The sequence below is a fragment of the Hyphococcus aureus genome, from assembly GCF_042643165.1.
Taxonomy (GTDB): Bacteria; Pseudomonadota; Alphaproteobacteria; order Caulobacterales; family Parvularculaceae; genus Hyphococcus; species Hyphococcus aureus.
The window spans coordinates 158,240-179,008 of the sequence record NZ_JBHRSH010000002.1; the positions used below are offsets into that span (position 1 = coordinate 158,240).

Here is a 20,769-nt window from a genome sequence, read left to right on the forward strand (position 1 = left end):
CAAGTTAATGCGTGTGAAAATAAAGAGTTGCAGTTATTTTTTGATGACTGCGGGCAGCAACGGCGCCATCGCGAGGAAGATTACAAGCGCCAGAAGCGAGGTTTTGACCGATATCTCCAGCGGCAGGAAGCCGGAATTAACCATCACAAGGTAAACCAGCGCCGCTCCGGCAAGCCAAATGACAAACGCCAGCTTGAGTGCGAAGGCGACGCTTTTTTCCCTGGCGTTCGCAAAAACCCAGACCAGGGCGAATGCATAGATGAAGTCTGAAAACAGGCTGACTCCTTCTTTAATCAGTGGCGGCCACGGCGCGGCGAACCCTGCCTGCGCCGCGGCGCCGGCTTCATCCCACAACTGGCCGAGCAACAGATTGTTGCCCAGCCAGCCAAGGATGTTGAAGGCAAGGCCGAAAATAAATGTCCAAACAAGCATTCGCGGCTTTGCAGACATGGCTTAGGCTTTTTGTTCTGCGATCCAGTCGTCGGCGACGTCCCGCAGGATATCGAGCGGCATGGCGCCGTTGATGAGGATCATCTCGTTGAAGTCACGGAGACTGAACTTGTCGCCAAGCTCGGCTTCGGCTTTTGCTCGAATATCGAGGATTGCAAGCTGGCCTGTCTTGTAGGCGGTGGCCTGACCCGGCCAGACCACATAACGCTCGATCTCGCGCGTCACTTCGTCCTCTGTGTTGCCGGTTTTTTCGATCATGTAGGCGATCGCTTCTTCCCGCGACCATTTTTTCGCGTGCATGCCGGTGTCGACGACGAGGCGCACGGCGCGGAACATCTCGGCTTGCAAGCGGCCGAGATCACCGAGCGGGTCGTCGTCATACATTCCCATATCCTGCGACGCGAGGCGTTCGGCGTAGAGCGCCCAGCCTTCGGTGTAGGCCGAGAAAGGCGAGAGCGTGCGCAAGAGCGGCACGTTCTTCATCTTCTGTGACACCGAAATCTGGAAATGGTGACCGGGGGCTGCTTCATGGTAAAGCAGCGTCGGCAATGTCCAGCGCGGATTGTCGGTGGTGTTTTTGAGGTTGATGTAGAACCGGCCAGGACGTGACCCATCAATCGCCGCCTGATTGTAATAGCCGCCCGGCGCAGAGTCCTGCGAATAGACCGGCACCCGGACAATCTCCAACGGCTGATCGGGTAGGGTGACGAAGAAATCCGGCGCTTTCGCCATCACTTCTTCATTCAGCTCCACCAGATAATCGAGCATCTGCTGGCGGCCTTCGTCTGTGTTCGGATAGTTCTGTTCCGGCGCCGCCATAAGCGCTTTGACGCGGTCCGTTACGGAGCCTTCCGTGTAGCCTTCAGCGACCAGGATCGCATCCATTTCCTGTTCGATGCGCGCCACCTCGGACAGGCCGACATTGTGGATTTCATCGGCGGTCATGTCGGTGGTGGTGTTCGACTTCAGCGCATTGGCGTAAATTTTGTCGCCGTCGGGAATGCGCCAGATGCCGGCGTCATGGGAGGCGCCCGGAAGCATTTCTTCGTACAAGGCGATCATCGCTTCATAGCCCGGGATCACATGGGTTTCGACAGCAGCCTCAATCTGCGCCATGTAATCGGCTTTTTTGTCGTCGCTGAGGCCAATTTCATCGAGTTTCGCAGGCATGGTCGTCACCAGCGGGTTTTCGCTGGCCCCGCCTTCAATGAAGGCTTCCATCACGCCAATCGATTTCTCAATGATGAAATCCGGCGGAACGACGCCGTGATCGCGGTCGTCCTCGACGCGGGCTTTGACTTCGCCCATCACACGACCGAATTCCTCTATACGCGAAATGTAGCGTTTGACGCTCTTTTCGTTCTTGATGACGTGGGTGTCTGTGAGGAATTGCGGCAAATCGACGAACGGCCCGGAATTCTGCACCACGCGATAGCCGCCATATTCATATTCGGATTGGCGGATGATGTCGTCGAGAAACCAGGCCGTGATTTTGTAGGTCAGCAGTTCCTGGCCTTCGAGGCCGTCGGGCCCATATTTGTCGAGACCGGCGCGGCCCTTTTTCAGCTTGGCGATCGACTTGTCATCCTGCGCCTTGGTGTAATCGGCAAGCTTGCCCGAATGGAAATCGAGCGGAGTGTTGTCGATCATCCCAAGGCCGGTCAGCAGTTCAGGCGAGTCGATGGCCAACTCGATGGTCGCTTTGTTAACATAATTGTTAATCCCGACTGGCGTGAACCAGAACCACATGGCGGCGCCCGCCACAGCCAGAATCACGAGCAAGAAGAGCCCGCCAAAAATTCTTCCAATCAGTCTCATGGAATCGCCCCTCCAAGGTCGTTCGCGAATTGTCCCCTGACGCCGACTATGGCGCCGTTTTCGGGGCGTGGCGAGTTCGCACCGTCGCGTTCAGGCGCGTGTTCATCGCTTATAAGGGCGTTTTCGGGTTCGTTTTTGCGCCGCGTCAACAAATTCTGCCTCTATTTACTGGATTCAGGGCCGCAGATTAGCCCTTGTCCGCTCACCAAGGCAGCGGCTAGGAAGGGCGGCGCCGGGAGGCCTCTCCGGTCCCAGATCGAAAGTCGAGACATATCAATGCCAACGCCGATCCTTATGCCAGCCCTCTCGCCGACCATGGAAGAGGGCACCCTCGCCAAGTGGAATGTGAAGGAGGGAGACAAGGTCTCTTCCGGAGACGTAATTGCGGAAATCGAAACCGATAAGGCCACCATGGAGGTCGAGGCGGTGGATGAGGGGGTCATCGGGAAAATTCTCGTCGCCGAAGGCACCGAGAATGTAAAGGTCAACGATCCCATCGCTGTTCTCATGGATGACGGCGAAAGCGCCGACGATATTGACGTCTCAAAGTTGAATGGCGCTGCTCCTAAGGAAGAGGCGAAGGCGGAAGCGCCGCCCGAGGACCGTGATGAGCCGGCGGCGGAAGAAACGCCCGCGTCGCCGCAGCCCAAAGTCACCGCTGCTGCTGATCCGGAATTGCCCGCCGATGTGAAGATGGTTCCGACCACGATCCGCGACGCCTTGCGCGACGCCATGGCCGAGGAAATGCGCCGCGACGAAGACGTGTTTTTGATGGGAGAGGAAGTCGCCGAATATCAGGGGGCCTATAAAGTCTCCCGCGGGTTGCTGGAGGAATTTGGCGAGCGTCGCGTAGTCGATACGCCGATCACCGAATATGGCTTTGCTGGGCTGGGCGTCGGCGCCGCCTTCGCCGGGCTGAAACCCATCGTCGAATTCATGACCTGGAACTTCGCCATGCAGGCGATTGACCACATCATCAATTCAGCGGCGAAGACGCGCTATATGTCCGGCGGGCAGATGGGTTCGCCCATCGTGTTTCGCGGACCCAACGCCGCCGCGAGCCGCGTCGCCGCGCAGCACTCTCAGGATTACGCCGCGTGGTATTCTAACATTCCCGGCCTCATCGTGATTTCGCCTTACTCGGCGTCGGATGCGAAAGGCCTTTTGAAAGCCGCGATCCGCAATCCGAACCCGGTCGTCTTTCTGGAGCATGAGCTGCTCTATGGCGACACCATGGATGTGCCCGAAGTCGATGACTGGGTGCTGCCGATCGGAAAGGCGAAGATCGCGCGGGAGGGAACTGACGTCACTATCGTTTCCTATTCGCGCGGCGTGAAGTTTTCACTCGAAGCCGCCGAGAAGCTCTCCGAAGAAGGGATTTCCGCTGAAGTCGTCGATCTGCGTACGCTTCGCCCCATGGACGTGGAAACCGTTCTGGAGTCCGTCAAGAAGACTAACCGCGTTGTGACGGTAGAAGAAGGCTGGGCGCCCTGCGGCGTCGGCGCCGAAGTTGGCTGGCAGGTGACGCAACACGCTTTCGATTATCTCGATGCGCCGCCTGCGCGCGTCACCCAGGAAAACGCACCGCTTCCCTACGCCGCCAATCTCGAAGTCCTGAGCCTTCCGAATGCGGACAAGATCGTGAAGGCGGTGAAGACGGTGATGTATAGGGACTGATAAATTGAAACTTCGTTTGTTTTCAATCTTACTAACGCTGTCACTGGTTGCTTGCTCCAAATCAGACAAGCAAACACTTGTTGATAAGATTGAGGTGCTGAAATTAACAGGACAATGCAAGGAAAGTCATTCGGAGCAATTTGCGGAGTATTTTGGTGAGTTGGTGTTGGTAAGCCACACCGATGGCAAAGAAATCGTATCGGCGCATGTTGACCGGTATGGTGCTGATGGCTGGGAAAGCAATTTTGAAGAGAGTATTGCTGAACCGACAAAATATTTTCCGCCGAATTCAATAGTTCTTCATGCCAACAAAAATGATTTTAAGCCAGGAATTGTGAAGTTGCTGGGCTACTCAGAACGTTGTGCGGACATAGACTGCAATCAACAGATCAACTTTCATTCCGAGTGCGAGTTGATGGCGTCCTATTCTGAGCCGAGCGAGAGTGATGATATATAATGGCCAATGCCATTGCGGGAAACTGAAAGCGTCTTTTGAAACGGAAAAGACGCCGGAGGCGCTGGGCGTTCGGACCTGTCAGTGCGCTTTCTGCCGCGCTCATGGCGCGATCAACATCTCTGACCCGGAAGGTATAACGACCATCGATTGTGCGCCGGAAAATGTGAGGCGCTACACCTTCGCGCTTCGCACCGCCGATTTTCTTCTCTGCAAAAATTGCGGCGTTTATATCGCGGCGGTCATGGGCGAGGGCGAGCGGATCGTGTCGACGCTCAATGTTGTCGGCCTCAGCATGAAAGAGTTTCTCGACATTGCTGAAGCGCCCATGGAATACGGCGCCGAAACCACGGAAAAACGCATAGGCCGCCGGTTTGAAAAATGGACGCCGACGCGTTTTGCAAACCCTGATCTTGCCGCCGCCAATTTCGGCCCACACGATGTACAGGCGTCAGCCTGATGGAATCAGCGCCGACATTAATATCCCAAGGCTACGTAACCATGGCTTATGGGCCGCGGAAGTTTTTCGAAATGGCGGCCAATCTTGCGCTGTCCGTCAAGCTGAACGACCCGTCTCGGCCGGTGACGCTGCTATACAAAAACGGTGATGAATTGCCGGACGGTGTCGCCGCGCATTTCGATCACTGTGCGCCCTTCGAAAATCCTGACGACTATCCAGGTGTGACGATCAAGCTCGGCATTTATGAACCGACGCCTTATGCGGAAGCGATGTATGTGGACGCCGACTGCCTGATCATGAAGCGCGACATGGACCGGCACTGGGCTAAATATGGAGTGCAGGATTTCAACCTGTCGGGCGTCACATGCACCTCCGGCGCTTATTATGGCTGCGATGTTAAAGCCATGATGGCGGCGGCGGGCGTTGATTATTTCGTCGCGGGAAATTGCGGCGCCCTGTTTTTCAGAAAAAACAGCGGCGGCGAAAAAATGTTTCGCGACGCGCGCGCGTACCTTGCGGAACGGCACCCCGATTTGATTGAAACGCGCCCACGCCGGGGCGACGGCCTGTCGGATCAGCCCTATTTTTCGGCCGCCATGGCAAGAAATGGGCTTCAGCCAGTCTCTTATACTGCGGAAGAGGGGACCGTCATGGCGACGACCTATCTCGCAAAAGACATTGATTTCGACCTTGCCGCCGGACGCGGCCTCCTGAAAAAGCCAACCGGCTTTCGCGTCATGAACCGTCTATGGGCCAAAGGCTGGGTTGCGCATGACACCAGCATCGCTCATTTCATCGACTTGAAGCCCCTACGGGTCTATCAACGCCTTTCAGACTGGCTGCGCGACCGGTTTGGAATGCCGCGATATGTCTTTGAATGATTGTTGTTTTCGCCACGATCCTCATGATACGTCCCAAGAGAAACGCCGAGTAGAGATAAAAGATGCCAACCCCAATCCTGATGCCCGCCCTGTCGCCGACCATGGAAGAAGGCACGCTCGCCAAATGGAACGTCAAGGAAGGCGACAAAGTCTCCTCCGGCGACGTCATCGCGGAAATCGAGACCGACAAGGCGACCATGGAAGTCGAGGCGGTGGACGAAGGGACCGTCGGAAAAATTATTGTCGAAGCCGGCACTGAGAATGTGAAGGTGAACGCGCCGATCGCTGTTCTTCTCGACGATGGCGAAAGCGCCGGCGATATCGATGTAAGTGCGCTTGGAACTGGCGGCGGCGGTGGAGCCGGTGAGGCTGCGCCGAAAACCGAAACGCCAAAGGCGGAGTCGAAACCGGCGGAAGACGCCGCGGCGCCAGAATCAAAGACCGCATCTGCGCCAGCGCAAAAATCCAACGGCCGCCTTCTCGCGTCGCCGCTCGCCAAGCGGATCGCTAGTCAGGAAGGCGTCGACCTTTCTGCTGTGAGCGGCACCGGCCCCCATGGCCGCATCGTCAAGCGCGATGTTGAAAAAGTGATGAAAGAGGGGAACGGAAAAGCAGCGCCTGCAGCTGCGTTCAAACCATCGCCCGCGTCCGTGGATTCCAGACTCTATCCGGAAGACAGCTACACCGCCGTGAAACTGGATGGTATGCGCAAGGTGATCGCAAAGCGCCTCACCCAGAGCTTCAATCAGGAAGTGCCGCATTTCCCGCTCAATATCGATGTGGAGCTCGACACCCTGCTGGCGGCCCGTACGCGCATTAACGCGACCTCGCCGAAAGACGGTGACGACGCTTTCAAATTGTCGGTGAATGATTTCATCATCAAGGCGTCGGCCATGGCGTTGAAAAAAGTGCCGGCGGCGAACGCCACTTACACCGATGAAGCGATCCTGTTGCACAAGCATGCCGATATCGGCGTTGCCGTTGCGATTGACGGCGGCCTCATCACACCGATCGTCTGGAAGGCTGAAGAAAAAGGCCTGAAAGAGATTTCCGCCGAAGTGAAAGATATGGCGGGCCGTGCGCGCCAGAAAAAGCTGAAGCCAGAGGAATATCAAGGCGGCACATTCTCCGTCTCCAATCTCGGTATGTTCGGGATCACCAGCTTCGCCTCGATCGTGAACCAGCCCCATGGCGCCATCATGTCGGTTGGCGCTGGCGAGCAGCGCGCTGTGGTCCGCGATGGCGAGATCGTTGTCCGGACCATGATGACGGTGACGCTGACCTGCGATCACCGGGTCGTCGACGGCGCGGTCGGCGCAGAGTTTCTCGGCGCCTTCAAGGCGTTCATTGAAGAACCGGCTGCGATGCTTCTCTAACGATGACGCGGCGGGGGAAATTCCACATTGCATCGGAACATCTCGGCCCATTGAGCTTCGGCGAGCGTATTCTGCTCGCGCTGTCCGATCACCCTGACGACGTCGACAAGACATCGAACTATGAGGCGCCCACACAGCAATGGACGGTGGAGTCCGCGCTTGCGCCGCTGGAAAATGCCTTTCCCGGTTTCACCGAAAGCATCAAAGGCAAACGTGTGCTCGATTACGGGTGCGGCGACGGGTTTCAGTCGGTGGCGCTGGCGAAAGCCGGGGCGGCGAAAGTGCTTGGCGTCGAGATCGAAGCGAACCGCCGCGCTCATGGCCAGTCGCTTGCGTCAAAGGAAGGCGTGACCAACGTATCTTTCGCCGAAACCATCGCAGGCGAATTCGACATGGTGATATCCCTTAACGCCATGGAGCACTTTATTCAGCCTGCGGAGAACCTCCGCGAAATGAAAAATGCATTGGCGTCAGGCGGGCGGATCTATCTCAGTTTCGGTCCCTTATGGATGGCGCCTTATGGCCATCATATGCATTTCTTCACCCGCGCGCCCTGGATCAATCTGGTGTTTCCGGAAAAAACCGTGTTCCGCATTCGCAGCCTTTATCGGGATGACGGAGCGGAGAGCTGGTCGCCGGGCATGAACCGGATGACGGTCGCCAAGTTCGAACAGCTGATCGCCGAATGCGGCTTGGTTCCGGTGCGACGGCGTGATCGCACGGCGGCGAACCTGCCGGGGTTATCCGCGATCCCGGGGGTGAGGGAGCTTTTCGTGAACATCATCGATGCGGAGTTGGCGCCCAAAAGATCGTAATTGCTGCGCTTGCGAAATATTACAAAACCCGGCCGGAATTGAAGTAAATTGAAATTTTACAAAAACACATAAATATCAAGGGTCTGAATAATTTATGCTCATGGTGAGAGTAAGATATTATAACAATACGTGATCTTGCATCGCAAAAAGAACACATTTTTGCCGCGACTTTTGGCCAATCAATTGCAATATTCCACTCATCGCGAGGGCGTTGTGTTTAACCGCGCGTAGGCGAGGCGGTCAGCCTTCTCTCTCCCCCGTGCTGATTTCGCCTCGCCGCCCCTCGTATTGAGTAAGACGTTGCGTCTGGTCGGGAATGTTTCCTCCCTCTCATACCGGCCGGGTGCAGGTTTCTCCGATTGAACTTTCCCCTCAGAGCGTTTCTTTCTCCCCTCTGAGGGGAATTTTTCACCGCCTTGCATCTTTAAGAATGTAATTGTATAACATCACTAGAGATGGCGGTTCCGCCAGTTTCTCGAAAATTCAGTTGCGTATCTGTAGCGTATCGTTGCGTATCAATCGCGGGCGGCCCCAAGTCCCCCATAGGGGCCGCCCGTATTCTTTTGGCTTTTCCCTTCAAAATCCGTCGGTTTCGCTCTTGCGGTGACGCTTGGTCTCCTCTATGAGCCCGGCTTTCGCGGGAGGTTTTCAGCTTAAGTCCAGGCTGAACTGCACCGCGTCCCTTCAACGGGCGGTCGCCGTTAAGTCGGTTTCCGCCAGATTAAACGAGAAGGCTATAAAATGGCGAAGAAAATCTCAGGCTACCTGAAACTTCAGGTGCCGGCGGGAGCGGCGACACCGTCACCCCCGATCGGGCCGGCGCTCGGCCAGCGCGGTCTCAACATCATGGAATTCTGCAAGGCGTTTAACGCCAAGACGCAGGAAATGGAAAAAGGGATGCCGGTTCCGACCATCATCACCATCTTTTCCGACAAGTCGTTCACTTTTGCGACGAAGACGCCGCCGGCGTCTTACTTCCTCAAGAAGGCGGCGAAGCTGCAAAAGGGCGGTCAGACGCCCGGCAAGGCGGTCGCCGGTACAGTGACAACGGCGCAGTGCCGTGAAATCGCTGAAGCGAAAATGAAAGATCTCAACGCCAACGATCTCGATGCGGCGACGAAGATCATCATGGGTTCAGCGCGGGCCATGGGCCTTGAGGTGCAGGGGTAAGACGATGGCGAAATCAGGAAAGAAAATTCACGCCGCTCGCAAGGCGATCAAACGTGACTGTCTTTACTCTGTTGAGGATGCAGTGGCGGAAGTGAAAAAGCATGCGACGGCGAAATTCGATGAAACGATCGAAATCGCCATGAATCTCGGCGTTGATCCGCGTCATGCGGACCAGATGGTGCGCGGCGTTGTTTCCTTGCCAAACGGTACGGGCCGCACAGTGCGCGTCGCCGTCTTCGCGAAAGACAAGAAGGCTGAAGAAGCGCTGGCCGCAGGCGCAGACATCGTCGGCGCTGAAGACCTGATGGAGAAAATCCAGGAAGGCTTCATGGATTTCGACCGCGTCATCGCGACGCCGGACATGATGGCCGTTGTCGGCCGTCTCGGTAAAGTGCTTGGCCCCCGCGGCCTCATGCCGAACCCGAAGGTTGGCACTGTAACGCCGAATGTGGCGCAGGCGGTGAAGGACTCCAAGGGCGGCGCTGTTGAGTTCCGCGTTGAAAAAGCCGGCATCGTCCATGCCGGCATCGGCAAAGCGAGCTTTGACGAAAAAGCCATCGCCGAGAACGCCAAGGCGTTCATTGACGCGGTGACCAAGGCCCGGCCCGCCGGCGCCAAAGGAACCTATGTGAAGAAGATCGCGATCTCCTCCACCATGGGCCCCGGCGTTAAGGTCGAAACGGCTGGCGCGGCTTAAGCCCTGTTAAGAATTGAAATTTGAAAACGGCCCCGTGAGAACGGGGCCGTTTTTGTGTTGACCCATAAAATTGTCGGCATCGGCGGATCTGATTTTCAAGGAATACAGCCTATTCCATGCTCTACTGGTTCGTGGAGTTTCCGTTAATGCCCGCCAAGGCGCTTAATCCGGACTTGTCTGACATTGCCGCTCTTGCGTCGTTTCTAAAGGACCGCAAGGCGTGCGATGCGTTTCAGACTGCGCTCATAAAAGGAAAATCGCCGACACTGAGCCTGACGGCGGCGATCAGTGCGTCTCTTGTTTCGGTCGCGGCGAAAGAAGAAGAATTTGACCCGCTCGACGGGCTGACGGCCGTGGATGATCTTTCGGCCTTCTCTGAACTTTGCCTGCCGGGCGAGGCTTATGCGGAAGCAGCGCATGACCATGATGGTTTGGGTTCCGGCGATGATCATGACAGCCATCAAGGTCATGCATCTTATCTCGCAGATCCGTTTGCGTCGCGCTTCACCAATGTCTATGCGCGCGATCACAGAGGCCACGGCGATGCTGGCGGCCATGAAGGCCATGAAGTGTTGATGGCGTCTCACGGGTCGCATCATGGTTCGGGCGCGCAAGGCGCCAGCCATACTGCGTCGCATACCGGGCATGCAGGCCAGCATGGCGCACATCACATGATGAGCGCTGAGCATGACGGCCATCATGCGAGCGCGACGGCGGGTGATCCGCAGGTTCATGCCCAGCATGGTTCTGCACAAGATGTTGAACACGTTGAGCATGGCGGCGCCCATAACATGTCGGCGCATCAGTCCATGGAGCATGGTGATCACAGCGCCCATCAGTCTGTTGATGCAGGTGTTGCGCATACTGAGCATTCCGCCCCACAAGCGGCGTCTCATGACATGCATGTGCTGGCTGACGATGTTGAAGACAGTGTCATTGACTTAGATCAATCGATAGATGCTTTAACGCAGGATTTTGGCGATGATCATGCTAGCGACTTCAATGAAGAAGTCGTCGAGGCGCCGGTTGTGGAAACGCCTGACGAACATTACCATCACGCCACGCTTGCCGATCTTGATACGCCGCCAGCCGATGATCTTGCCGCAACCACGCCGCCGCCGGTCATTTAAGAGCCTGCGTCACTAAACCCTTATCCCGCTGATTGCCGCGCGCGCCGAAACGGCGTTTATTCTCTTCTTACGCGAGGGAGCAGGCTGCAGTGACCCGTTTCACAAAGCATCGAGGATGGCGAAAGTTCGTTTCGCGCATGACCTTATTGCGCGTGATCCTATCCCTGTTTTCTGTCTCGCAGCTTCTCCCGGCTGGGGCTTCATTCGCGCAAGGTGGCGATGGCTTTGCCCTCGTCATGTGTACGCCCGACGGCGTCAAAACCCTAAGCTGGGTAGAGGCGACCGGCGAGCCGTCGCCTTTTGACGCGCCTACAGAAGACCATTCCAGCAAAAGTCCATGCCACGCTTGTGCTTCAGGCTCATGCTCTGGCGGTGTTGCGAAGGCGCTCACCTATATTCCGAATGCGATGCTGTTGCAGCCGTCGCTAATAAATGTCGCTGATGTCCCGGTTTTCGTCCGTTCCAATGCTGGCCCGCCTTTGCCCTCGCGCGCGCCGCCTGCGGTCTGATCCCCTTTGGCTACTTGAGACCAGGCAGGCGGACATAAAAGTCGAGGTCCGGGGCCGAATGCCTTGCAGAGCTACACATAACCATCGCTAAAAAAACGGCGGGCGCATGATTGTCGCCCGCCGTTTCGCCGCTCGGGGGATGCGGCGTTCGAACCGTTTAGTCAGCTGACTTTACGCCACTGCGATATATTTCTTCGTCAACCCAGTAATACGGCCCGAATGGCGTTGCGCTCGGCCAGACTTCGTCCATCGTGTCGGCTTCGAACAGAACGCCGCCTTTCATCACATACTGGATGTCGGCGGTGTTGCGGATGTTCTCGAGCGGGTTCGCGTTGAGAATGACAAGATCGGCCAACTTGCCTTTCTCGATTGTGCCGAGATCGTCGAGTACGCCGATGAAGCTGGCGCCCTGGCGTGTCGCCACATCAAGCGCGCCATGGGGGCCCATTGCTGAGGCCGCCATCCAGATCTCCCATTGGGAGCCGAGCGCGTGTTGCTGGCCATGGGCGCCGATGACGCCGTGGCCGCCTTCTGCGATGATGTCCGCCATGCCTTGAGCGATAAGCGGGAAGCTGTAATCGGTCATTGGCCGTACAATCGGGCGGCGCGTGTGCGTGACTAGCGATCGCCAGGGCAGCCAGCGGCGCTGTTTCTCGTCTCTCCAGACTTCCGACTCCTGCCAGAAGAATTCCTCGTTCCAGATGCCGGGCCCTGCAACCACAAAGGTCGGCGAGTAATAGGTGTTGGCGGCGCCGAAAAATTTAGTGACGTCGCTATAAAGCGGCACAATCCCGAAGGGGTGTTCGAACCCGGTCTGGCCGTCCATGATCATGCCGAGATTATAAGGTAGGTCGCCGCCTTCTGCGGTCACCATCAATCCTTCCTTGCGGGCAATATCGCTGACCCACTGGCGCTGATCGCGGCGCGGTTGCATATATTGCTTCAGCATCACTGCGCCCCATGATTTCAACGCAGCGATTTCGTTTTCAGCAGCCTCATAACTTGTCAGCAAATTGTTGCGCGGCCCGTCACGATTATAGAGCGGATCGCCCGTTGAGAATTGCCGCGGCCCAATCAGCATGCCGGCCTCGACCATCTCCGCATTGCTGAAGACATTTTGCGACCACATGGAATTGTCTAGGGTCGTGGTCACGCCATAGGCCAGATAAGACGCGTTTTCATAACCATGACGCGGCATCATTCCGTTATATTCGCGGTTATGGTGCGCATGCATATCGATGAAGCCGGGCGTGATGGTCTTGCCCTGAGCGTCGATAATCCGGTCCGCACCAGCCGTATTGCAATCGCCGACACAGGTGATGCGCGCGCCGTCAATGACGAGCGCGCCTTCTTCGATCACTTCTTCGCCGTTCATGGTGATGATGCGGGCGTTCGTGAACGCGATCCGTCCTTTCGGCGTGTTGCGCGGAACCGTGAGGGAGATTTTTGTTTCCTGCGTCTTCTCTGCGCCGAGATCATAGCTGTAATAGATCTTCGCCGAATTGAACTCGACAGTGCGGCTATCGCGCCAGTTGGGATAGAGCCCGCCAGTGGTCGACAGCGCTTTTGCCGGCAGTTTTGTGGCGTCTTCCTTTTTCGTCAGGACAACCGGTTTTCCGGCGGACGCATTATAGGGAAGCGGCGCAAGATAGACGTTGTCGCCTTCAAGAAACGCAACATGACTGCCGTCGGGTGAGATCGCCGCCTCATCGGCGTAGTTGAAGCGCGCATGAATGCGCGGCGGATCGAGGGTCGCCGCCGGCGCGACAGAAACAAGTTCGGAGAACGGATCGCCGCCAAAGGCGGCCTCGTCGCGCGGGGCGCCGCGCAGAAAGAAGATGCGACCTTCCGGTCCCCAGATCGGCCGCGGCAATTGCTGCCGCTGATCGCCGAAGCCATTCATATAGTCTATCTGCGCCACGATCTCCGGCGCGCCGCCACTGGCGGAAAAGACCGCAATGTTCCACCATGCATTGTTGGAAATGTTGCGTCCGCGGGCCGTGTAATTGGCGCCCTTGCCGACAGCGATCTTCTTGCCGTCTGAGCTCCAGTCGGGGTTGGCGTATTCGCCCGCTTCGGTTGAAAGCCGCCTTGGCGATCCGCCGCCGGCGGCGACCTTCCATAGCTGGCCGCGCTCGCCATCGTCCCAACTTACAAAAGCGATGCTGCGTCCGTCTGGCGACCACGCGGGGCCGAATTCGAGAATGTCATCGCCAAGATTGGTCAGGCGTTTCGGCTTGCCGTTTGGTAGAGACTGTATCCAGATTTTACCGACAGCCTGAAAGGCGAGCGTCTTGCCGTTCGGAGACGCGGCGGCCCAGCGGATGAACTTCGCTTCGAAAGGCGCGTCTTCAATGCGGAATGATCTGTAGGCCTGTCCGGAGATCTGGCGATGGACGCGGGCGGTGAAGTCGATCGTCGCGACCGTCCCGCTTTTCACGTCGACCTTATGAAGCTTTCCGCCTTGCGCCACCACGACTGAGCGGCCGTCCGGCGTAAAGCTGTAGCCCGGGAAAACGCGGAGCGCCTTGGAGCCTTCGATCAGATCCTGCTCCACCGGGTCCATGAGGATGCGTTCCTCACCGGTCTCAAGGTCGCGAAGCCAGAGCGCAGTGCGCGGGCCGAACTCATGGCCTTTGAATGAGATGAGCCCGTCCGGCATCCGACGGATGAAAGTCATATAGCGTCCATCCGGCGAAGTTTCGGGCGCGGCCATGCCGCCGCTTGACCAGCGCCGCTGCTGGGCGAGAACACCCTGACTTTCTTCGCGGATTTCGCCGGTCTGCAGATCGAGGCGGCGAACCTGCATCTCGCCCATGAGGGCGTCATGGCGCCCGCCCCAGGCCTTGGGGCCGGTCGTGACTTCGAAATAGAGAAATTTACCGTCGGTCGAGGGGGAGGGCCATGACGCTTCCGGCTGACCTTCGCCGACAATCTGAACGCCTTTGCCGCCAGAGCGATGGAACATCCAGATCCCTTCTTCCGGCTTTGCGCCCGCTTTGTAGAGCGATTGTTTGCGCGCAAAAATGTATTGGCTGTCGGCGCTCCAGGCGGGCGTCTGATACCGGGCGTCGAGATCCTGCCAGATCTGCACCGGGTTCGAGCCATCCGCATTCATGATCCAGAGATTGCTCTGGCCTTTGCGGTCGGAAATGAACGCGATGTATTTTCCATCTGGTGAATATTGCGGGTGATAATTGGTGGCGACGCCGCTGTCGACGGTCAGATTTACGGCTTTCCCGCCGGATATCGGCATCCGGTAGACGCTGGCGAGGAGGTCAAAGACGATCCATTTCCCGTCCGGAGAAACATCCGCGGACATGAAGGTGCCTTCGCTGGTCTCAAAGTCGATTTCGCGGGTCTTGCCGCGGGCGAGGGTGGTGTCCCATTCGAGCTCCGCTTGCGGGTCCTCAACCGCAGCATCATCCGGCTCTTGCGCCGCAGCGGCGAAAACCGCCGCCGTTGAGAGGAAAAAGACGGTCGAGGCCGCGAAGATTGCGGCTGACAAACGAAATCGATCCATGAAGCGCCCCACTAATGATTTTTCTTTGCTTGATGCCCTATAGGACTCAGCAGAACCGCAACCGGCCAAAAGTTTTTGGGCGCGACCCACAGATGAGGCGTAAAACGCGGCTATTTCCCGGTATTTGCGCCGTGAAGGCTTGCAATCAGCGGAAAAGCTGGTAATCGCACCGTCGCACCGGGCTCGCCCGGCGCAACCTGTCCGAGACTGCGGGTGTGGAGCAATTCACTTAATCTCCCGCATAGACAGAGGGAAAAGGATCAACCGGTTCAAGAGCCGGATGTCCATGAGACCTTCTGGGGCAGGCTCTCTGCGGAAAACGCGGGAGCCTTTTTGGTTTCCGCACCACTTTCCGCATAGATCGAAGCCCCCCGCGCAAGCGGGGATAGTTGGGGCCGGGAGACGTCTTCCGGCCTTGTTTGAACCAAAGGACCTGCCTCATGGACAGAACCCAAAAGGCGGAAATGGTCGAATGGATCGGCGGCGTGTTCGATGCGAACACGGTTGTCGTGGTGGCGAATGGAGGCCTGTCGGTCTCTGAATTCGAGTCCTTGCGCGGTGAACTGCGCAATGCCGGCGCTTCCATGAAAATCGTCAAGAATCGTCTCGCCAAGATCGCGATCTCTGGGAAGCCGAGCGAAAAACTTACGGATCTTTTCCAGGGACCAACCGCCATTGCGTTCTCTGAAGACCCGGTCGCAGCGGCGAAAGCCGTCAAGAAATTCGCCAAGGATAATGAGAAACTCACGATCCTGGGCGGCGCGATGGGCGAAGAAATCATGGACGTGAAAGGGGTGGAAGCGCTTGCCTCCATGCCGTCACGCGAAGAGCTCATCGCCTCCATCGTCCTGGCCATCACGTCTCCTGCGGCGGAAATCGCCGGCGCCCTCGGCGCCCCGGCGTCCAATATCGCCGGCATCCTGGAGACACTGGAGAATCGCGAAGCGGCGTAACGTTCGCACCAATTTTGTAACCAAATCAAAGAACTAGGAAACTAAGACAATGGCTGATCTTAAAAAACTGGCTGAAGAGCTTGTTGGCCTGACGCTTCTGGAAGCGGCTGAGCTGAAAAATATTCTGAAAGACGAGTACGGCATCGAGCCGGCGGCTGGCGCGGTTGCGGTTGCGGCAGCTCCTGGCGCGGCTGCTGAAGCGGCTGAGGAAAAGACCGAATTTGACGTCGTTCTGGTCGATGCAGGCGACAAGAAGATTAACGTGATCAAGGAAGTTCGCGCGATCACAGGTCTTGGCCTGAAAGAAGCAAAAGACCTCGTTGAAGCTGGCGGCAAAACCGTCAAAGAAGCTGCGGGCAAATCCGAAGCTGAAGAAATCAAGAAAAAGCTCGAAGAGGCTGGCGCGAAAGTCGAACTCAAATAGGTTCGGCCAAAACGCTGGAAGGGCGCGTTTCTCCCCCAATTTCTTCCCTGAGAGGGGTTGCGGAGGGTGGCGGGCGTGCTTATTACACCCATTCGCCGCCGGTGGCATCCACCGGCGGCTTCAGGCTTTGCGGCGACGTGCTTCGGATAATCGAGATCAAAATTTAGTCACCCGGGACCCGCGGTCGAACTTCGTCCGGCCGACGGGACTTTTGCGCATGCATTAACCCTGTTGTCCGTCAGGGCTCTAGCGCGCGTTTGAACGGCTGACACCCGCTTGTGAGGATAATATGGCGCAATCCTTCGTTGAGAAGAAACGAATTCGCAAAAATTTCGGCCGCATCGGCGATGCGGCTCCCATGCCGAACCTGATCCAGGTTCAAAAAGATTCCTACGAACAGTTCCTGCAGCGCTTCGCCAAACCCGAAGATCGTCTGCTCGAAGGCCTTGAAGCGGTGTTCCGCTCGGTCTTCCCGATCTCGGATTTCACCGAGACTGCGACCCTTGAATATGTCTCCTACGAGTTTGAGGAGCCGAAATATGACACGGAAGAGTGTCAGCAGCGCGACATGACCTATGCGGCGCCGCTCAAGGTGACGCTGCGCCTCATCGTATTTGAAGTGGACGAAGAAACCGGCGCAAAATCCGTCAAGGATATCAAGGAGCAGGAAGTCTATATGGGCGACATGCCGCTCATGACGGACAACGGCACCTTCATCGTCAACGGCACAGAGCGCGTTATCGTTTCGCAGATGCACCGTTCGCCGGGCGTGTTCTTCGATCACGACAAGGGCAAGAGCCACTCTTCGGGCAAGCTGCTTTTCGCGGCCCGGATCATTCCGTATCGCGGCTCCTGGCTCGATTTCGAATTCGACGCCAAAGACATCGTCAATGTCCGCATCGACCGCCGACGCAAGCTGCCGGCGACAACGCTGCTTTATGCGCTCGGCATGGATCAGGAAGAGATCCTCGACGAATTCTATGACCGCGTCCCGCATAAGAAGATCAAGACCGGCTGGATCATGCCGTACAACCCTGAGCGCTGGAAAGGCGTGAAGGTTGAGCGCGACCTGATCAACGCCAAGAACGGCGAAGTCGTTCTCGAGGCTGGCAAGAAGCTTTCCGCCCGCGCGGCCAAGAAGCTCGCCGAAGAAGGGTTGAAAGATCTTCTCCTCTCTGACGAAGAGATGATTGGCCGTTATTTCGCCTCCGACCTCGTGAATTTCGACAATGGCGAAATCTACGCCGAGGCTGGCGAAGAGATCACCGCAGACCATCTCGAAACCTTCGAGGAGATCGGCGTCAATGCGTTCGATACGATCGACGTCGACCACATCAATATTGGCGGCTATGTCCGCAACTCGCTGAATGCGGATAAGAACCGCAACCGCGAGATGGCGCTGATCGACATCTATCGCGTCATGCGCCCAGGCGAGCCGCCGACACTGGAAACGGCGGAAGGCCTGTTCTATTCGCTGTTCTTCGATCCGGAACGCTATGACCTGTCATCGGTCGGCCGGGTGAAGATGAATATCCGCCTTGGTTTCGAGACCGAAGACACGCTGCGCACCCTCCGTAAGGAAGACATCCTTGCGGTGCTCAAGACGCTCGTGCAACTGCGCGACGGCAATGGCGAAATCGACGATATCGACAATCTCGGCAACCGCCGGGTGCGTTCAGTCGGCGAGCTGATGGAGAACCAGTACCGCATCGGTCTGCTTCGCATGGAACGCGCCATTAAAGAGCGCATGTCCAGCCAAGAGCTTGATACGCTGATGCCGCACGACCTGATCAACGCCAAACCGGCGGCGGCTGCGGTGCGCGAGTTCTTTGGCTCCTCGCAGCTTTCGCAGTTCATGGACCAGACCAACCCGCTCTCCGAGATCACCCACAAGCGCCGCCTCTCGGCGCTTGGCCCGGGCGGCCTCACCCGTGAGCGCGCCGGCTTCGAAGTCCGCGACGTTCACCCGACCCATTACGGCCGCATCTGTCCGATCGAGACGCCGGAAGGACCGAATATCGGTCTGATCAACTCGCTAGCGACCCACGCGCAGGTCAATAAATACGGCTTCATCGAAAGCCCGTACCGCCGGGTGATCGACGGCAAGGTGACGGACGATGTCGTCTATCTTTCCGCCATGGAAGAGCAGCGCTTCGCGATCGCGCAGGCGAACGCTGAAGTTGACGATAACGGCAAGCTTTCGAATGAGTTCGTGAACTGCCGCGTCGGCGGCGACGCCACGCTGGTTCCGCGAGAAGACGTGGCCTATATTGACGTTTCGCCGAAACAGCTCGTTTCGGTCGCTGCGGCGCTTATTCCGTTCCTTGAAAATGACGACGCCAACCGCGCGCTCATGGGTTCGAACATGCAGCGTCAGGCTGTGCCGCTTCTTCAGGCCGAGGCGCCGTTTGTGGGCACCGGCATGGAAGCGATTGTGGCGCGTGACTCCGGCGCCGCCGTCGCCGCCCGCCGCACCGGCATTGTCGAGCAGGTGGACGCGCAACGCATTGTTATCCGCGCTACTGAAGAGAACGACCCAACCAAGCCGGGCGTTGATATTTTCAACCTGCGCAAGTTCCAGCGTTCGAACCAGAACACCTGTATCAACCAGCGTCCGCTGGTGAAAATCGGCGATCAGGTGCGTGAAGGCGATATTATCGCCGACGGTCCGTCGACGGATCTTGGCGAGCTTGCCCTCGGCAAGAACGTGCTCGTCGCGTTCATGCCGTGGAACGGTTACAATTTCGAGGACTCGATCCTGATTTCCGAGCGCATCGTGCGCGACGACGTGTTCACCTCCATCCACCTCGAAGAGTTCGAAGTGATGGCGCGCGACACCAAGCTTGGCCCTGAAGAGATTACGCGCGACATACCGAACGTGTCGGAAGAAGCGCTTCGCAATCTCGACGAGGCTGGCATCGTCGCCATCGGCGCCGAAGTGCATCCGGGCGATATTCTCGTCGGGAAGATCACGCCGAAAGGCGAATCGCCGATGACGCCGGAGGAAAAACTCCTGCGCGCGATTTTCGGTGAAAAAGCCTCCGACGTGCGTGACACCTCGCTGAAATTGCCGCCGGGTGTTGCTGGCACGGTTGTTGAGGTTCGCGTCTTCAACCGTCATGGCGTCGACAAGGATGAGCGCGCGGTTTCGATCGAGCGTGAAGAAATCGAACGTCTTGCAAAAGACCGCGACGACGAGCTCGCCATTCTTGAGCGCAACGTCTATGGCCGCCTGCAGCCCTTGCTGCAGGGCAAGGACGCTGTCTCAGGGCCGAAGGGCTTTGAGAAGGGCGCAATCACGGCCGATGTGCTGGAAAACCAACTTTCCAAAGGCCAGTGGTGGAAGATCGGCGTCGCCGACGATGCGGTGATGGCCGAGATCGAAGCCATGAAGAAGCAGTTCGACGAATCCAAAGCGCGCCTCGAAGCCCGCTTTGAAGACAAGGTCGACAAGCTGAAGCGCGGCGACGAGCTGCCGCCGGGCGTGATGAAGATGGTCAAGGTCTTTGTGGCCGTGAAGCGCAAGCTTCAGCCGGGCGACAAGATGGCCGGCCGTCACGGCAACAAGGGTGTCATCTCGAAAATTGCGCCGATGGAAGACATGCCGTTCCTCGCGGACGGCACCGCGGTCGATATCGTTCTGAACCCGCTTGGCGTGCCGTCGCGCATGAATGTGGGGCAGATTCTTGAGACCCATCTCGGCTGGGCGTGCCGCGGTCTTGGCCGTCAGATTGATGACCTGCTGGAACAGTGGGAATCCGATCAGGCGACCCGCGAAGACCTCATCGCCAAGTTCAAGGATGTCTATGGCGAGGATCAGGTGCTGCCGCGCTCCAATGAGGAGCTGAAAGAACTTGGCCAGAACCTCGTTCGCGGCGTTCCCATCGCGACGCCCGTCTTTGACGGCGCCCGCGAGAAGGAAATCGTCGAAATGCTCACCAAAGCCGGCCTCGAAGAGTCCGGCCAGGTGACGCTGTTTGACGGCCGCACCGGCGACACTTTCAACCGCAAAGTGACGGTGGGCTATAAATATCTTCTGAAGCTCCACCACCTTGTCGATGACAAGATCCACGCGCGCTCCATCGGCCCGTACTCGCTTGTCACGCAGCAGCCTTTGGGCGGCAAGGCCCAGTTCGGCGGCCAGCGTTTCGGCGAAATGGAGGTCTGGGCGCTCGAAGCTTACGGCGCCGCCTACACGTTGCAGGAAATGCTGACCGTGAAGTCCGATGACGTCGCCGGCCGGACGAAAGTCTATGAGGCGATCGTTCGCGGCGATGACTCGTTCGAAGCGGGCATCCCGGAAAGCTTCAACGTGCTCGTCAAGGAAATGCGTTCGCTCGGCCTCAATGTCGAGCTTCAGAACGGGTGACGCGCAAGCGTTTTCCGTTCCACCCTTAGGATGAATTCGCGGGGTTTTAAGTCCCGCACCGAA

At 57.6% G+C, this 20,769-nt stretch carries 16 protein-coding genes; 13 read left to right on the forward strand and 3 right to left on the reverse strand.

Translation table 11 applies throughout. From position 1 onward, the window contains the following. Positions 1-33 precede the first annotated feature (33 nt). Together ACFOOP_RS13750 and ACFOOP_RS13755 are read right to left on the reverse strand one after the other, a co-directional pair. On the reverse strand, positions 34-450 hold the full coding sequence (locus tag ACFOOP_RS13750; protein WP_379881691.1) for a hypothetical protein: 417 nt from the start codon (positions 448-450) through the stop codon (positions 34-36). A gap of 3 nt (positions 451-453) precedes the next feature. After that, positions 454-2,268 carry a DUF885 domain-containing protein gene (locus tag ACFOOP_RS13755; RefSeq protein ID WP_379881692.1) on the reverse strand — a complete coding sequence of 605 codons (1,815 nt, stop codon included), beginning with the start codon at positions 2,266-2,268 and terminating at the stop codon, positions 454-456. Positions 2,269-2,544: 276 nt separating this feature from the next. Here ACFOOP_RS13755 and ACFOOP_RS13760 point away from each other — a divergent pair, with 276 nt between their 5' ends. The 10 genes from ACFOOP_RS13760 (at position 2,545) to ACFOOP_RS13805 (ending at position 11,437) form a co-directional block, all read left to right on the forward strand. Beyond that, positions 2,545-3,945 (forward strand): pyruvate dehydrogenase complex E1 component subunit beta, encoded by a 1,401-nt coding sequence (locus ACFOOP_RS13760; RefSeq protein WP_379881693.1) that lies wholly within the window; start codon positions 2,545-2,547, stop codon positions 3,943-3,945. A 4-nt stretch (positions 3,946-3,949) separates the two neighbouring features. After that, positions 3,950-4,402 carry a hypothetical protein gene (locus ACFOOP_RS13765; RefSeq protein WP_379881694.1) on the forward strand — a complete coding sequence of 151 codons (453 nt, stop codon included), beginning with the start codon at positions 3,950-3,952 and terminating at the stop codon, positions 4,400-4,402. Next, positions 4,392-4,859 (forward strand): GFA family protein, encoded by a 468-nt coding sequence (locus ACFOOP_RS13770; protein ID WP_379881695.1) that lies wholly within the window; start codon positions 4,392-4,394, stop codon positions 4,857-4,859. The genes ACFOOP_RS13765 and ACFOOP_RS13770 overlap by 11 nt, the downstream gene beginning before the upstream one ends. Positions 4,860-4,930: 71 nt before the next feature. Next, positions 4,931-5,740, forward strand: a complete 810-nt coding sequence (locus tag ACFOOP_RS13775) for a hypothetical protein (protein ID WP_379881696.1) — start codon at positions 4,931-4,933, stop codon at positions 5,738-5,740. A 62-nt stretch (positions 5,741-5,802) separates the two neighbouring features. Further along, complete coding sequence (locus ACFOOP_RS13780; RefSeq protein WP_379881697.1) at positions 5,803-7,116, forward strand: pyruvate dehydrogenase complex dihydrolipoamide acetyltransferase; 1,314 nt, start codon at positions 5,803-5,805, stop codon at positions 7,114-7,116. A 2-nt stretch (positions 7,117-7,118) separates the two neighbouring features. Next, positions 7,119-7,931: a class I SAM-dependent methyltransferase gene (locus ACFOOP_RS13785; protein WP_379881698.1), complete on the forward strand. Its 813-nt coding sequence runs from the start codon at positions 7,119-7,121 to the stop codon at positions 7,929-7,931. 741 nt (positions 7,932-8,672) lie between these two features. Then, the gene (gene rplK, locus ACFOOP_RS13790; RefSeq protein WP_379881699.1) at positions 8,673-9,101 is read left to right on the forward strand and encodes a 50S ribosomal protein L11; all 429 of its coding nucleotides are present in this window, start codon (positions 8,673-8,675) and stop codon (positions 9,099-9,101) included. A gap of 4 nt (positions 9,102-9,105) precedes the next feature. Next, entirely contained in the window at positions 9,106-9,798 is a 693-nt protein-coding gene (gene rplA / locus ACFOOP_RS13795; RefSeq protein WP_379881700.1) for a 50S ribosomal protein L1, read from the forward strand. A 116-nt stretch (positions 9,799-9,914) separates the two neighbouring features. After that, a complete protein-coding gene (locus ACFOOP_RS13800; RefSeq protein WP_379881701.1) occupies positions 9,915-10,928 on the forward strand; it encodes a hypothetical protein in 1,014 nt (337 codons plus the stop codon). An 89-nt stretch (positions 10,929-11,017) separates the two neighbouring features. Beyond that, positions 11,018-11,437 (forward strand): hypothetical protein, encoded by a 420-nt coding sequence (locus tag ACFOOP_RS13805; RefSeq protein ID WP_379881702.1) that lies wholly within the window; start codon positions 11,018-11,020, stop codon positions 11,435-11,437. Between the two features lie 157 nt (positions 11,438-11,594). Here the strand turns inward: ACFOOP_RS13805 and ACFOOP_RS13810 are convergent, their stop codons facing one another. Further along, complete coding sequence (locus ACFOOP_RS13810) at positions 11,595-14,960, reverse strand: amidohydrolase family protein (RefSeq protein WP_379881703.1); 3,366 nt, start codon at positions 14,958-14,960, stop codon at positions 11,595-11,597. Between the two features lie 440 nt (positions 14,961-15,400). On the opposite strand from ACFOOP_RS13810, the gene rplJ reads away from it, so the two are divergent. The 3 genes from rplJ (at position 15,401) to rpoB (ending at position 20,706) form a co-directional block, all read left to right on the forward strand. Further along, complete coding sequence (gene rplJ / locus ACFOOP_RS13815; RefSeq protein WP_379881704.1) at positions 15,401-15,913, forward strand: 50S ribosomal protein L10; 513 nt, start codon at positions 15,401-15,403, stop codon at positions 15,911-15,913. Between the two features lie 49 nt (positions 15,914-15,962). Next, the gene (gene rplL / locus ACFOOP_RS13820) at positions 15,963-16,337 is read left to right on the forward strand and encodes a 50S ribosomal protein L7/L12 (RefSeq protein WP_379881705.1); all 375 of its coding nucleotides are present in this window, start codon (positions 15,963-15,965) and stop codon (positions 16,335-16,337) included. A gap of 289 nt (positions 16,338-16,626) precedes the next feature. Continuing rightward, positions 16,627-20,706 (forward strand): DNA-directed RNA polymerase subunit beta, encoded by a 4,080-nt coding sequence (rpoB, locus tag ACFOOP_RS13825; RefSeq protein ID WP_379881706.1) that lies wholly within the window; start codon positions 16,627-16,629, stop codon positions 20,704-20,706. Positions 20,707-20,769: the final 63 nt, after the last annotated feature.

What these genes read in the sequence shown, in the direction of transcription:
- ACFOOP_RS13750 (WP_379881691.1), bottom strand. Translation starts at nt 450, where the DNA reads ATGTCTGCAAAGCCGCGAATGCTTGTTTGGACATTTATTTTCGGCCTT.
- rplL (WP_379881705.1), top strand. Translation starts at nt 15,963, where the DNA reads ATGGCTGATCTTAAAAAACTGGCTGAAGAGCTTGTTGGCCTGACGCTT.
- ACFOOP_RS13775 (WP_379881696.1), top strand. Translation starts at nt 4,931, where the DNA reads ATGGCGGCCAATCTTGCGCTGTCCGTCAAGCTGAACGACCCGTCTCGG.
- rplJ (WP_379881704.1), top strand. Translation starts at nt 15,401, where the DNA reads ATGGACAGAACCCAAAAGGCGGAAATGGTCGAATGGATCGGCGGCGTG.
- ACFOOP_RS13800 (WP_379881701.1), top strand. Translation starts at nt 9,915, where the DNA reads ATGCTCTACTGGTTCGTGGAGTTTCCGTTAATGCCCGCCAAGGCGCTT.
- ACFOOP_RS13785 (WP_379881698.1), top strand. Translation starts at nt 7,119, where the DNA reads ATGACGCGGCGGGGGAAATTCCACATTGCATCGGAACATCTCGGCCCA.
- rplK (WP_379881699.1), top strand. Translation starts at nt 8,673, where the DNA reads ATGGCGAAGAAAATCTCAGGCTACCTGAAACTTCAGGTGCCGGCGGGA.
- ACFOOP_RS13780 (WP_379881697.1), top strand. Translation starts at nt 5,803, where the DNA reads ATGCCAACCCCAATCCTGATGCCCGCCCTGTCGCCGACCATGGAAGAA.
- rpoB (WP_379881706.1), top strand. Translation starts at nt 16,627, where the DNA reads ATGGCGCAATCCTTCGTTGAGAAGAAACGAATTCGCAAAAATTTCGGC.
- ACFOOP_RS13810 (WP_379881703.1), bottom strand. Translation starts at nt 14,960, where the DNA reads ATGGATCGATTTCGTTTGTCAGCCGCAATCTTCGCGGCCTCGACCGTC.
- ACFOOP_RS13755 (WP_379881692.1), bottom strand. Translation starts at nt 2,268, where the DNA reads ATGAGACTGATTGGAAGAATTTTTGGCGGGCTCTTCTTGCTCGTGATT.
- ACFOOP_RS13770 (WP_379881695.1), top strand. Translation starts at nt 4,392, where the DNA reads ATGATATATAATGGCCAATGCCATTGCGGGAAACTGAAAGCGTCTTTT.
- ACFOOP_RS13760 (WP_379881693.1), top strand. Translation starts at nt 2,545, where the DNA reads ATGCCAACGCCGATCCTTATGCCAGCCCTCTCGCCGACCATGGAAGAG.
- rplA (WP_379881700.1), top strand. Translation starts at nt 9,106, where the DNA reads ATGGCGAAATCAGGAAAGAAAATTCACGCCGCTCGCAAGGCGATCAAA.